This window comes from Campylobacter parajejuni (assembly GCF_046764905.1).
GTDB lineage: Bacteria > Campylobacterota > Campylobacteria > Campylobacterales > Campylobacteraceae > Campylobacter_D.
In genome coordinates this window covers 65424-77883 of the sequence record NZ_JBKORB010000006.1, presented here as the reverse complement: position 1 = coordinate 77883, position 12460 = coordinate 65424, and the positions used below count along the sequence as shown (strand labels likewise).

The following is a 12460-nucleotide window of genomic DNA, read 5'->3' as shown; positions in this document are numbered from 1 at the left end:
TATAGATAGAGTTAATAAAAATTTGGGATAGTCAATGACACAAAGAGATATTGCTGGAAAACTTGATATAAATGTTAAAACTTTACGCAAATGGAAAAAAGACCGCCCTAAGGTGTATGAGCTTTTAATGATAGGCTTACAGGCACAAAAATTACTTGGGCAATTAAAAAATAATTATGAAGAATTAGAAAATTTAATCAAAGAAGCTAAAAACCCGCCCCCGAACTAAGCTCCCACATCGGTAAAAAAATCCCCAAAGCCAAAAACAAAACCAAAAGTGCCACAAATAAAGTCATCAAAGGCTCTAAAAGACTTAAAAATTTATCCATCAAATCTTCACTTTTTTGCTGGTAGTATTTGGCAATTTCTTCGCTTAACGCTTCCAATCTTCCACTTTTCATCGCAACACTAAGCATAGAAAACACCAAAGAATCAAAAATATCAATCTTTTTAAAAGCCTGACTTAGCTCAAGAGCTGAATCTATAAAACTAAAAAGTTTTTTATACTGAAAAATTAAAAATTTATTTTCAAGTCCTATGATGGCTAAATCAAAAGCTTTAGATATTGAAATTCCATTTTTTAAAAGCAAAGAAAAAACCATAAAAAAATAATAATTTTGATTATAAAGAATCAAACGAGAAAGCAAGGGTATTTTCAAAAGTAAAAAATCACAAGAAAAGGCAAAAGAATGAAAATTTTTATAAGCTAAAACAAGCATAATAACAAAAACAGCAAAAAACCCTATACAAAAAATTCCATAAAATTCCAAAAATTCATAAAGCTCTAGCATCAAATGCGTAATAAAAGGCAAATTCGCACCCAAATTTTCAAACAAATCTTTAAAATTAGGCACTACAAAAAGCATTAAAAATAAAAACGCTCCAATAATGCTTAAAAACACCAAACTAGGATAGCTCAAGGCTTTTTTTAGTCCCTTTTTACTCTGCATACTCTTTTCTCTAAGTTTTGCAATTTGCCCAAATATCTCGCTAATTTTTCCTGTGTTTTGAGCCGTTTTTATGAGAGCTAATTCCGCAGGGTTTAATCCAAAATTAGCATTTTCAAAAGCTTGATTTAAGCTTTGGGCTAAAATTAAATTGTCTAATATTTTTTTCATAATCTCACAAGAATGCATAAGATACAATTGTTTAATCGCTTCTTGAACGCTTAGTCCCACTTCGCACAACAAGGCTAATTCTTTAAAAAAGAGTATGAAATTCTCATCATTTAATCTTTTAAAATTATCCCTTTGCACTTCTTGGATATTTAAAATTTGCCAATTTTTAGACAAGGCTTTTGCTTGAGCTGTATTTAAATTTTGGGCTTTTACAATCTTTTTATAAGGACGCTTGTTTTTAAGAAATTCAATCTCATAAAAGCTCATCCTACAACCCTTAAAAGCTCATCTATGCTTGTAAGACCTTCTTTGGCTTTTTTTAAACCTTGCTCGAACATAGTTTGAAAACCTTGCTTTTTGGCAAGTTCCATTAAAATTGTTTTATTTTGATTTTCTCTAATTGCACAAGCTAAATTCTCATCAATTTTCAAGCACTCCGCAATCAATTCCCTGCCTAAAAACCCACTATGATGACAACGCTCACAGCCCTTTGGCTCAAAAAATTCACCCTCAAATTCCTTATAATACTTTTTGCTTTTTTGCTTACACCAAGGGCAAAGTTTCCTTACCAGACGCTGGGCTATCACAAGGGTCAAAGCCGAAGCAATCAAATAAGCCTTTGCCCCCATATCCAAAAGCCTATCTAGAGTAGAAAGTGCGTCATTAGTATGCAGGGTGCTTAGGAGCAAATGACCTGTCAAAGAAGCTTTAAGGGCTATATCTAAGCTTTCTTCATCGCGAATTTCTCCTATCATAATAATATCAGGGTCCTGCCTTAAAATCGCTCTTAAAATATTATTAAACTCCACCCCAGCCTTTGCATTGAGTGAAATTTGCTGCACGAGTGGGATTTTGTATTCTACGGGGTCTTCTACGGAAATAATCTTTTTTTCCACACTCTTTAGTGCATTTAAACAAGCATATAGAGTCGTGCTTTTACCGCTACCTGTGGGACCTGTGAGTAAAATCATCCCATTAGGACGATATAGGGTGCTTTTTAAAAGTTCTAAGTTTTTCTTTGTAAGATTTAATTTATCTAAAGTTAAAAGCTCTTTATTATGCTTTAAAATTCTTAAAACCACACTTTCGCCATAAATCAAAGGCAAACACGAAACGCGAAAATCGTATCTTTCGTTTTCAAAATAGAGTTCAAAGCTTCCATCTTGTGCCTTTCTTGACTCCGCTAAATTAAGATGGGCTAAAAATTTAATATGAAAAACCAAGGCTTCATAAATATCCTTCTCAAAAACAGCAAATTCACGCAAAATTCCATCCGCCCTAAATCGTATCAAGGCATCAGTATTTCTTGCTTCTATATGAATATCGCTTGCGTTAAAGGCTAAAATTTCACTTAAAATAAAATCAAAAATTTGACTGATAGAGCTTTGCTCATCCTGTTTTGCACTCTCTTGCCATTCCTGTCTTAGCTTTGAACTTAGCTTTTTAAGCTCTTCTTGTATGCGAATGTGATTTAAAATTTTAGAGATTTTTAATTCATCGCCAATGAGCACACTTATTTTTTCATAAGGTATAAAATTTTTAACTTGCTCTAAAAGCTCTAAAGAACAAGGTTTGGATTTGATAATCATAAAGCCATCATCATTTTTCATAAGTAAAAACTTAAATTTCATCATCAAAGAAAAGGGCAAAGCTTCATAAATAAAAGCATCACACTCATCTAAATCAACAAAACTTAAATGACAAAAATGGGCTAAATTTTTAAAAAATTCATCGCAATTTAGAGAAAATTGAGTGCAAATTGTATCAAGACTCATAGCACCGTCGATATAAGCTTTAAAAATTTTATCCATTTATTTATTATCCAATTCCATAAAACCATAATAATTTATATAAGTATCCAAAGCATTTTTAGCTTCTTTTTCTTCGCCTAAGGCTCTTTTAGCCTTAGCAAAAATAAGCCAAGAATCTTGACTTTGCCTGTCAAGTTCATTTGCTTTTAAAGCCCAAAATATTGTCTTTTTATAAGCTTTAATATCAAAATACTTCTTAGCTAAACCAAGTGCCTTTTCATAGCTTGGATTTTGATAAAAAGATTTTTTTAAATCAACAAAATTTAAAGGCTTAGAATCAATTTCCATCTTACTTAAGTGCGTTTTTTCCTCGCTTATTTTAAGCTCTTTTAATTCTTCATATAATTTTTCTTTAGCAAGTCTATCTTTCTCTTGTGAAATTTGTGCCATAGCAAGCTTTTGTTCTAAATTTTTCTTATATTTGAGTGCCTCAAAATAAATATTTTGTTGCTTGTTATATTTTTGTATCGCCAAAAAAGAACAAAATGCTATTATGGATATTAAAATAACAAAAAATAAATATTTTAAATATTTTTTTAATAAAAAAATTTTATATCTTTGCTCAAGTTCGTCAATTCTTTCTCGCATATCTTACCTTAATAAGCCATTTTCCAAAGCACTGAGCTTTAAAATATATTCCCTGCTTTTATTTTCATCAAAAAAACTATTAAGCTCACAAAAGCTTTTTAATATTTTATCAATATATCTTAAATTCCCCTTAGAAATTTTTTGTAAAAATTTAAGGGCTTTGCTTGAAAAATTCATTCCAAATTTCAATTTAATATAATCATCAAGCTCTAAAAGACTGATATTTTTCAGCTCAAAACAAGCACTCAAGCGGCTTTTAAAATGCTCTTTTTTAAAAAGCTTTAAGTTTTTATGAGAACTTAAAACAAAACTTATAGTATCACTATAAATTCTAATACTTTCTAGCATAGCCTTATCATACATACCCACTTCATCAAGCAAAATTAACTTTTGACCCTGTGAAGTTAAAAAATCAATTTTTTCTTTCAACTGCCTCTCATCTTTAAAAATTTCATTAGTCAAATCAAGCTTGTATTTCTTTGCTAATCTTTGCAATAACACAGATTTGCCACTGCCACTTTTTCCCCATAAAAAAATAAAAGCCTTTTTATTTTCTAAAATTTGATTGATTTGATGAAAAATTTCTTCTCTAAAAGGAACAATTTCATTCATAATGCTTAAATCCTAAATCTCTAAGACTTGGAGGATTTGCATTATCGACTATGCTTGGAGTGATGATAAAAACGATTTCTGTCGTTTTAGAATGCGAAGTAGAACCCTTAAATAAAGAGCCTAAGATTGGAATTTTGGATAAAAAATTAACAGAGCTTTCATCATCAGCCCTATCGTGTGAAATGAGCCCTCCTAAAATTAGGGTTTGATTATTTTCCATTTGCACTACGCTAGAAAGCTTTTTTTGTATGGTATCAGGAGCTATGACACGGGGTTCTTTTTGCCTTTTATTATCTTCTGGATACTTAAAATCACTTAAACTTGGATTAATCCTAAGCATTATCTTGCCATCATCAGAAATTTCAGGCAAGATATTGAGCAAAATTCCCACAAAAATGGAATAATTATTCAAACTCTCACTCACCACAGAGCCATTTTCTGTGCCTTTGGAACTTTCTTTGACTTGATAATTGATAGTATCTCCTACGGAAATAATGGCTTGTTGGTTATTTAAAGCCATAAGTTTTGGGCTTGATAGCACACTGGTTTTTCCATTTTGAGAGAGAAAATTTATAATAGAATTAAAGTCTAAATTCATTCTTAAACCCAAATTCTTCACAAAACCTTGCCCATTTTGAATTTGAATGAAAGAATTTTCATTATTGGCTTGAGAATTAAAAGCCGTATTGAAATTTTGCCAATTAATCCCACTAGAATGGCTTTCATTTAAATTTACAGCCAGTATGCTAACATCGATAATCACTTGTTTTTTAAGACGATTTTCTAATTTTTGTAAATAATTTTTCACACTTTTTAACTGAGAATTTGTTCCAGTAACTATGATAAGACCTGCGTTGGGGTTAATAATGGGGGTTTTGACCTCTTCGTAAGAATTTTTTAATAATACAAGAATTTCTTGTTCTATATCTTGCCAAAAATCAAATTTCTCCATACTTTTAATCATATTATCTTCTGCATCATCAAAACTACCACCATATTCACTAAGTCTTGGCTTGGCATCCACAGAAGCCTTAGTTATACTCTGCCCTTCTCTAATGGAAGTGATATAACTTATCTTAAAAATCTTCGTATCCATACCTGAAATTCTTAAAATTTTACCATCAAAATCGTAGCTAAGGTCATGCTCTTTGATGAAAAAATTAAAAAGTTCTTCCAAGCTCATTTGGTGGATATTGACGGAATTTTGAAAGCTCTCTAATCTTTCTTTGGCGATTTTATCCTTCACAATAATACTAAAAGAGCAATATTTTGCAAGCTCATCAAGGCTTTCTTGTAGGCTTAATTTTTCACTGATATTAATATCAAAAAGACGCTTTTGACAATCTAGGGCATACAGATAATGCGAACAAAAAAAGAAACTAATGAATACTAATCTTATCATTTTTATGTAATTTGATTACAAAATCTAAATTATCGTATCGAAATTTAAGCTCTTTAGCATTTATCTCACTCAGTATAGCCTCATCAATCCTATCGCCCTTTTCATACCACTGCTCACCTATTTTTACCCTATCAAACATAATCGCACTAATTTTAATTTGATTTAATTTTTCAAAAGTAGGATTAACAAAAGGATTTTCAAGAATGCTAAAATCTATAAAATTTTGTTTTCGTTTAAAATATTCTTCAAAATCTTGTGCGAACAAAGTGCCAAAGCACAAAGTCGCACTAAAAATATATTTTATCAGCTTTCAACCTCATTACTATAATCAGCCATAGCTATACGCTTAAGCTGTCTATAACGGCGTTGGGCGTCCTTTCTATTGCGTTCAAAAAGCTCAGCAGCGTGCTGAGGATTGGCTTTTTTAAGTGAATTATAACGCACCTCATTCATCAAAAACTGCTCATATAAATTCCAATCAGGCTCTTTTCCTGTTAAAGTTAAAGGATTTTTTCCCTGCTCTTCTAAACGAGGGTCAAAGGTATAAAGAGGCCAGTAACCGCACTTAGTGGCAAGCTCACCTTGCTCCCCTGAGTAGCCAAGCCCCCCCTTAATCCCGTGAGCTATACAAGGAGAATAAGCGATAATCAAAGAAGGTCCATCATAAGCCTCAGCTGCGGTAATTGCTTTCATCAAATGAGTATAATTTGCCGTTGAATTCACTTGTGCGACAAAAATATAACCATAGGTCATAGCAATTTGTCCTAAATCTTTTTTCTGCACGGGCTTACCCGCTGCTGCAAATTGCGCTACGGCTCCCGTTCTAGAAGACTTTGAGCTTTGACCGCCTGTATTAGAATAGACCTCAGTATCAAGCACTAAAACATTGACATTCTCCCCACTAGCCAAAACATGGTCAAGCCCCCCATAACCTATATCATAAGCCCAACCATCTCCACCAAAAATCCAGTGAGATTTTTTACTTAAATACTGCTTAAGCTCTAATATATCTTGAACAGCCTTAATGTTTTTATTCTGCTCTAAAATAGGCAGCATTTTATCTTTGATTTCCACAGACATAGCACCCTTGTCTTTATTTGCAATCCAATCTTTAAAAAGAGCCGATAAAGCATTTGGAACTTCTTGCATACTTTCATTCATAATATTTTCAATGCGATGTCTTGTATTTTCAGTCGCAATTTTCATACCCAAACCAAACTCGGCATTGTCTTCAAAAAGCGAATTCCCCCAAGCAGGTCCGTGTCCATTTTTCACACTTTTTCTATAAGGAGTTGATGGAGCTGAACCCCCATAAATAGAGCTACAACCCGTAGCATTAGCCACTATCATTCTTTCTCCAAATAATCTTGTAACCAAGGTAAGATAAGGAGTTTCCCCACAACCCGGACAAGCTCCATGAAATTCAAATAAAGGCTGGGCAAATTGTGCGCCTTTCATAGTTTCTTTATTTAAAATATCATCTTTATAAGTGATTTCTTTAAATAAATAATCTGCATTTTCTTGCTCACCAAAATCCATCTCTTCTTGCAAAGGCACCATAACCAAAGATTTTTCTTTAGTAGGACACTCATGCACACAAAGCTCACAGCCTGTGCAATCAAGCGGGGAAACTTGAATTTTAAAATTAAGTTTTTCGCCCTTAGTTCCCTTAGCTTCCAAAGCGTGTTCTTTTACTCCACGCGGTGCTTTTGCCATCTCATTTTCATCGATTAAAAAAGGACGAATTACAGCGTGCGGACAAACAGAAGCACATTGATTACACTGGATACAATTTGCCTCTATCCATCTTGGCACCATAACGCCCACACCGCGTTTTTCAAATTCGGTTGTGCCGTGTTCAAAGCTTCCATCTTCATAGCCTAAAAAGGCAGAAACAGGCAAATCATCGCCCTTAGCCGCATTCATAGGCTTGACAATTTTTTCAACAAATTCAGTGCCTTTATAAGCATTGCTTTGCTCTTTTTCTTTAATTTCTAAATTTTTCCATTCAGGGTTTATTTCGACCTTCACAAGTCCATCAGCTCCAACATCAATGGCTTTATAATTCATCTCAACAATAGCATCGCCTTTTTTGCTATAAGACTTATAAGCAAGTTCTTTCATATATTTTTGTGCGTCTTCATAAGGAATGATTTTTGCGAGTTTAAAAAAGGCTGATTGCATAATGGTATTAGTGCGGTTTCCAAGCCCTATATCGCGGGCTAATTTAGTCGCATTGATGATGTAAAAATTAATTTCTTTTTCAGCCAAAGTTTTTTTAACTGCATCAGGAAGCTGTCTTAAAGTCTCTTCAACATTCCAAATACTATTTAAAAGAAAGGTCCCGCCTTTACGAATTCCAGCTAGAACATCATAAATTTCCAAATAAGCCGCCACCGAACAAGCGATAAAATGTGGAGTTGAAACAAGATAAGTCGAACGAATAGCTTTTTTAGAAAATCTTAAATGCGACCTTGTATAACCCCCTGATTTTTTAGAATCATAAGCAAAATAAGCTTGGGCGTAAAAATCGGTTTTGTCCCCGATGATTTTGATGGAATTTTTATTTGCCCCCACAGTTCCATCAGCACCAAGTCCATAAAATAAACATTCTATGGTGCTTTCATCTCCAAGAGAAATTTTTTCTCCCGTGCTAAGTGAAGTGTGTGTTACATCATCAACTATACCCACAGTAAAACCATCTTTTGGCTTATCCAGCTTAAGATTTTCAAACACGGCTATCATTTGAGCAGGATCAACATCTTTTGAAGAAAGCCCGTATCTTCCACCTACTATAATAGGGGCATTTTCTCTTCCATAAAAGGCTGATTTTACATCTAAATAAAGTGGTTCTCCAAGACTTCCGGGTTCTTTAGTTCTATCTAAAACAGCGATTTTTTTCACGGATTTTGGCATAACTTCAAAGAAATATTTTAAGCTAAAAGGACGATAAAGATAAACTTTTAAAATCCCCACTTTTTCGCCTTTTGCATTAAGATAATCCACCACTTCTTCAAGTGTTTGAGTTACCGAACCCATAGCCACAATCAAACGCTCAGGTTCTTTGTGTCCGTAGTAAATAAAGGGCTTGTATTCTCTACCTGTGATTTTTGAAATTTCTTGCATATATTCATTTACCACATCAGGCAAAGCATCATAAAAACGGTTACTCAACTCTCTGGTTTGAAAATATATATCATCATTTTGTGCGGTTCCTCGTGTTTTTGGATTTTCTGGATTTAAAGCATTGTTTCTAAATTCAAGCAAGGCTTTTCTATCTAAAAGCCTATCAAAATGCTCATAATTCATCACTTCTATTTTTTGAATTTCATGACTTGTCCTAAAACCATCAAAGAAGTGTAAAAAAGGCACCCTTCCCCTAATCGCAGCTAAATGCGCTACGCCGGCTAAATCCATAGTCTCTTGCACAGAATGTGAGCAAAGCATAGCAAAACCAATTTGTCTTGCTGCATAAATATCTTGATGATCGCCAAAAATGGATAAGGCTTGAGCAGCTAAGGACCTTGCTGCTACATGGATAACACAGGGGAGTAATTGCCCTGCGATTTTATACATATTTGGAATTTTAAGGAGTAATCCTTGAGAGGCAGTATAAGTAGTCGTTAAAGCTCCTGCTTGAAGTGAGCCATGCACAGAACCCGCTGCACCGGCTTCGCTTTGCATTTCTACGATTTTTACAGGAACGCCAAAGAGATTTTTCTTCCCTGCAGCTGCCCACATATCGGTATAATCAGCCATAGGAGAACTAGGCGTAATAGGATAAATTCCAGCAACTTCGGTAAAAGCATAGGCAGCATAGGCAGCAGCCTCATTTCCGTCCATAGTTTTCATAATTTTACCCATTGAGACCTTCCTTGTATTGATAATTTTTATAATTTTTTAGCTATCAATTTACTATAAATTCTCTTAAAAGGCGTTTAACAAAAACTTTTATTTTAATTTAGCTATATAATCAACCGCATCATAGGCACTTAAAAATACCCTAGCATAGGTTTTTAATTCCCCTTCATCGCCATAACCACAGCTTAAAGCTAGGGGAGTAATCTTAGCAGAAATTGCAGCCTTAACATCCAACATTGTATCGCCTATCATATAAGCATTTTCTTGGGTTTTATTTAATCTTTTTAAGGCTAAAATTATGGGCTGTGCATCAGGTTTAGGCTTTGTAACATCATCAAAAGTGATTAAAGTTTTAAAGAATTTTCTAACTCCTAGATAATCAAGTAAAATGGGAGTAAATTGCCCACCTTTTGTTGTAACTATACCTAAATCTGCAATCTTATCCCCAAGCTCTAACGCCTCTTTAACCTTAGGCAAAAGAGTGCTTTGCTCTAAATAAATTTGAGTATAAATTTCGCGGTAAGCTAAAATAAATTCCTTGCTAAAACTAACTTTATCCGGATAAAGCATACTAAACATTTGCTCCAAAGGATAACCTATGAGCCTTTTAATTTCTTCATTATTTTTTACGCTGAGTTTAAGAGTTTTTAAAGCCCCTTGAAAAGAATTTAAGATGGCACTAGTAGAATCGATTAAAGTGCCATCTAAGTCAAATAAAATAGTTTGTTTCATTAATTTAAAATAAATTTAGCATCCACTCTTCTATTATCTGCTCTGCCTTCTTTAGTGTCGTTGCTTGAGCGAGGTTTGTCTTGACCGTAGCCTATGGTTTGGATACGATTTTTTTCCACTCCGTATTTTTCAAGCTCCTTAGCAACACTTTGGGCGCGTCTTTGAGAAAGCTTTTGATTATAAGCTCTTGAGCCTATATTATCGGTATGTCCTTCGATTATGGTGCTATATCTTTCATTTTCATCTAAAACTTTTGCAATTTCTTTAATTTTTTCTTGAAAAGCGGGATTTATAGTAGTTTTATCAAAAGCAAAATGACCTTCCAAGGAAATAGTTTTTTCACAACCCTTTTCATCAAGCAAAGCCCCTTCTCTTGGTTCTATAGGGCAAGTTACTTGCGGTGCTGGACGAGTATCAGCAACTTCTTCTACAGCTTTTTCCTTTTTGCTACCAAAACCAAAGCTAATACCCAAGGTTGAAACCCAGTTATGATTAGCATTGTGAAAATTCACTTGGTCTCTAGTCTCAAGTCTTAAAGCCAAAGAATCACTAAGATAGAATTTCATACCCGCACCATAATGCCCAAAACCACCGCTTTTATTACCCAGTGCGGCATTTGAAAAATCTTCATATCCTCCACCTGCTAAACCATAAAAATAAAATTTCTCACCCACATCAATACCCTTAATAGCACTCAAATAAGTTCTTGTAATATCTGTAGTTCTATCTGTTCTTGTATATTTAACATCAGAATAATGCTCTAAACCTAGCTCTAATTGGTCAAGCCAAAAATCATCAAAATGATAACCCAATCTAATACCTGGTGCGTAACGATTATCCATATCTAAATTACCTTCAAAATAATTATAATTGAAAGTTGGAGTCAATTCAAATTTTACCCTATCATCTGCACCAAATAAAACACTTGCCAAACCCAAACATAATAATAATTTTTTCATAGAAAAACCTTTTTTAATGAGTTAAAATTTTAGTCTTGCAATTATACCATAAATGACAGAAAAAAGAATGAGTTTTATAAAAAATTGTAGAAAGGTGGGAAAATCCCACCAAAAACATTAACGTTTGGAGAATTGTGGGCTTCTTCTTGCTTTGCGGCGTCCGTATTTTTTTCGTTCTACACTTCTACTATCCCTTGTTAAAAGCCCTTGTGGTTTTAGCAAGGCTCTAAAGTCCGCATCCATAGCCGCTAAAGCTCTTGAAATTCCGTGTCTTAAAGCTTCAGCTTGTGCGGAATATCCACCACCTAAAGTCGTGGCTTTAATATCCATCAAAGTTTCTTGCTTTGTTACAAGTAAGGGTTGAACCACTTTAAGCTTTATAGCTTCGTGCCCACCAAGCCAAGTGTTTAAATCCACACCATTAACACTAATTTTACCGCTACCCGGTTTTACCCATACCTTTGCGATAGCGGTTTTTCTTTTACCTGTTGCGTATGTTGTTGCCATGATTATTTTCCTTCTTTAGCAATTTGTGCAGTGTGTGGATGCTCACTACCCGCATAAATTTTTAATTTTTTAAGCATCGCTCTACCTAAATTTGTTTTAGGAAGCATACCTCTAACGGCTAATTTGTATAATTTTGCAGGATTTTTTTCAAGCAAATCACCCAATTTTTCACTTTTTACGCTTCCAAAATATCCTGAATGTCTATGATAAAGCTTATCTTCTGCTTTATTAGCCCCTGTGAATACAGCTTTTGAAGCATTGATGATAATCACATAATCACCACAATCAACATTTGGAGTAAAGCAAGGTTTGTTTTTACCTCTCAAAATTGTCGCTACTTCAGTTAAAAGACGACCAAAGCGTTTGCCTTCTGCGTCTAAAACAATCCATTCTCGTTTTACTTCGTTTGGCTTTGTTATCTTTGTCATAATTTTTACCTTTGCCAAAAATTTAAAATGTGATTGTATAAAAAATAATATTAATTTTTACTTAATTTAAGAAATTTTAAAGTTTAGTTTTCTTTTTTACTCTTTTGAATTAGCACTCTGGCGAATTTAATCTCATCTTCAACATAAGGGACATATTACTTTTTTGAAGCGATCTCATAACCACACTCCAAAACCCCGTTTAAGATTTGTCTTGTGGAAACCGCAAAAGGCTTACATAATCATTGGGGATATAGCTATTATCAACCAAAAGTATGCACTATCATCATACTTTTGATACACATTGAGAATACGAATTTTCAGCCGAAATTCCTGTGGTGGCATTGTATTCTTTCAAACGGCGTTCTAAATCATTTGTAATGCCGATTTTACACTTGCTAGGCTCTAAACTTCCTTGTGCGATATAAAGATATTGTTTCATATT

General features: G+C 33.8%; 13 protein-coding genes. 1 reads left to right on the top strand and 12 read right to left on the bottom strand.

Translation table 11 applies throughout. From position 1 onward, the window contains the following. The first annotated feature begins 34 nt into the window (after positions 1 to 34). Positions 35 to 229 (top strand): transcriptional regulator, encoded by a 195-nt coding sequence (locus ACLL8X_RS06930; RefSeq protein WP_411990197.1) that lies wholly within the window; start codon positions 35 to 37, stop codon positions 227 to 229. On the opposite strand, the gene ACLL8X_RS06925 is transcribed toward ACLL8X_RS06930, so the two are convergent. The 12 genes from ACLL8X_RS06925 to ACLL8X_RS06870 all read right to left on the bottom strand — a co-directional run bounded on the left by ACLL8X_RS06925 (position 207) and on the right by ACLL8X_RS06870 (position 12457). Beyond that, complete coding sequence (locus ACLL8X_RS06925; RefSeq protein ID WP_411990196.1) at positions 207 to 1385, bottom strand: type II secretion system F family protein; 1179 nt, start codon at positions 1383 to 1385, stop codon at positions 207 to 209. The two genes, ACLL8X_RS06930 and ACLL8X_RS06925, sit on opposite strands and share 23 nt — an antisense overlap. Continuing rightward, positions 1382 to 2929, bottom strand: a complete 1548-nt coding sequence (locus ACLL8X_RS06920; RefSeq protein WP_411990195.1) for a GspE/PulE family protein — start codon at positions 2927 to 2929, stop codon at positions 1382 to 1384. The genes ACLL8X_RS06925 and ACLL8X_RS06920 overlap by 4 nt, the downstream gene beginning before the upstream one ends. Beyond that, positions 2930 to 3517, bottom strand: coding sequence for a transformation system protein (locus ACLL8X_RS06915; protein ID WP_411990194.1), 588 nt, complete (start codon positions 3515 to 3517; stop codon positions 2930 to 2932). 3 nt (positions 3518 to 3520) lie between these two features. Next, entirely contained in the window at positions 3521 to 4129 is a 609-nt protein-coding gene (locus tag ACLL8X_RS06910) for an ATP-binding protein (protein ID WP_411990193.1), read from the bottom strand. Then, positions 4122 to 5531 (bottom strand): pilus (MSHA type) biogenesis protein MshL, encoded by a 1410-nt coding sequence (gene mshL / locus ACLL8X_RS06905; protein ID WP_411990192.1) that lies wholly within the window; start codon positions 5529 to 5531, stop codon positions 4122 to 4124. Before mshL ends, ACLL8X_RS06910 begins: the two co-directional genes overlap by 8 nt. Beyond that, complete coding sequence (locus ACLL8X_RS06900) at positions 5509 to 5811, bottom strand: transformation system protein (protein WP_411990191.1); 303 nt, start codon at positions 5809 to 5811, stop codon at positions 5509 to 5511. Before ACLL8X_RS06900 ends, mshL begins: the two co-directional genes overlap by 23 nt. Positions 5812 to 5834: 23 nt before the next feature. Then, positions 5835 to 9395: a pyruvate:ferredoxin (flavodoxin) oxidoreductase gene (nifJ, locus tag ACLL8X_RS06895; protein WP_411990190.1), complete on the bottom strand. Its 3561-nt coding sequence runs from the start codon at positions 9393 to 9395 to the stop codon at positions 5835 to 5837. Positions 9396 to 9482: 87 nt separating this feature from the next. After that, the gene (locus ACLL8X_RS06890; protein WP_411990189.1) at positions 9483 to 10124 is read right to left on the bottom strand and encodes an HAD family hydrolase; all 642 of its coding nucleotides are present in this window, start codon (positions 10122 to 10124) and stop codon (positions 9483 to 9485) included. Further along, positions 10124 to 11083 carry a fibronectin-binding outer membrane protein CadF gene (cadF, locus tag ACLL8X_RS06885; protein ID WP_411990188.1) on the bottom strand — a complete coding sequence of 320 codons (960 nt, stop codon included), beginning with the start codon at positions 11081 to 11083 and terminating at the stop codon, positions 10124 to 10126. Before cadF ends, ACLL8X_RS06890 begins: the two co-directional genes overlap by 1 nt. 117 nt (positions 11084 to 11200) lie before the next feature. Beyond that, positions 11201 to 11590 (bottom strand): 30S ribosomal protein S9, encoded by a 390-nt coding sequence (gene rpsI, locus ACLL8X_RS06880; RefSeq protein WP_411990187.1) that lies wholly within the window; start codon positions 11588 to 11590, stop codon positions 11201 to 11203. Between the two features lie 2 nt (positions 11591 to 11592). After that, positions 11593 to 12018 carry a 50S ribosomal protein L13 gene (gene rplM, locus ACLL8X_RS06875; RefSeq protein WP_411990186.1) on the bottom strand — a complete coding sequence of 142 codons (426 nt, stop codon included), beginning with the start codon at positions 12016 to 12018 and terminating at the stop codon, positions 11593 to 11595. A gap of 283 nt (positions 12019 to 12301) precedes the next feature. Then, complete coding sequence (locus tag ACLL8X_RS06870; protein ID WP_411990185.1) at positions 12302 to 12457, bottom strand: GIY-YIG nuclease family protein; 156 nt, start codon at positions 12455 to 12457, stop codon at positions 12302 to 12304. Positions 12458 to 12460 lie beyond the last annotated feature (3 nt).

Coding starts and splice junctions, on each gene's coding strand:
- ACLL8X_RS06930 (WP_411990197.1), top strand. CDS start 35: ATGACACAAAGAGATATTGCTGGAAAACTTGATATAAATGTTAAAACT.
- ACLL8X_RS06925 (WP_411990196.1), bottom strand. CDS start 1,385: ATGAGCTTTTATGAGATTGAATTTCTTAAAAACAAGCGTCCTTATAAA.
- ACLL8X_RS06920 (WP_411990195.1), bottom strand. CDS start 2,929: ATGGATAAAATTTTTAAAGCTTATATCGACGGTGCTATGAGTCTTGAT.
- ACLL8X_RS06915 (WP_411990194.1), bottom strand. CDS start 3,517: ATGCGAGAAAGAATTGACGAACTTGAGCAAAGATATAAAATTTTTTTA.
- ACLL8X_RS06910 (WP_411990193.1), bottom strand. CDS start 4,129: ATGAATGAAATTGTTCCTTTTAGAGAAGAAATTTTTCATCAAATCAAT.
- mshL (WP_411990192.1), bottom strand. CDS start 5,531: ATGATAAGATTAGTATTCATTAGTTTCTTTTTTTGTTCGCATTATCTG.
- nifJ (WP_411990190.1), bottom strand. CDS start 9,395: ATGGGTAAAATTATGAAAACTATGGACGGAAATGAGGCTGCTGCCTAT.
- ACLL8X_RS06890 (WP_411990189.1), bottom strand. CDS start 10,124: ATGAAACAAACTATTTTATTTGACTTAGATGGCACTTTAATCGATTCT.
- cadF (WP_411990188.1), bottom strand. CDS start 11,083: ATGAAAAAATTATTATTATGTTTGGGTTTGGCAAGTGTTTTATTTGGT.
- rpsI (WP_411990187.1), bottom strand. CDS start 11,590: ATGGCAACAACATACGCAACAGGTAAAAGAAAAACCGCTATCGCAAAG.
- rplM (WP_411990186.1), bottom strand. CDS start 12,018: ATGACAAAGATAACAAAGCCAAACGAAGTAAAACGAGAATGGATTGTT.
- ACLL8X_RS06870 (WP_411990185.1), bottom strand. CDS start 12,457: ATGAAACAATATCTTTATATCGCACAAGGAAGTTTAGAGCCTAGCAAG.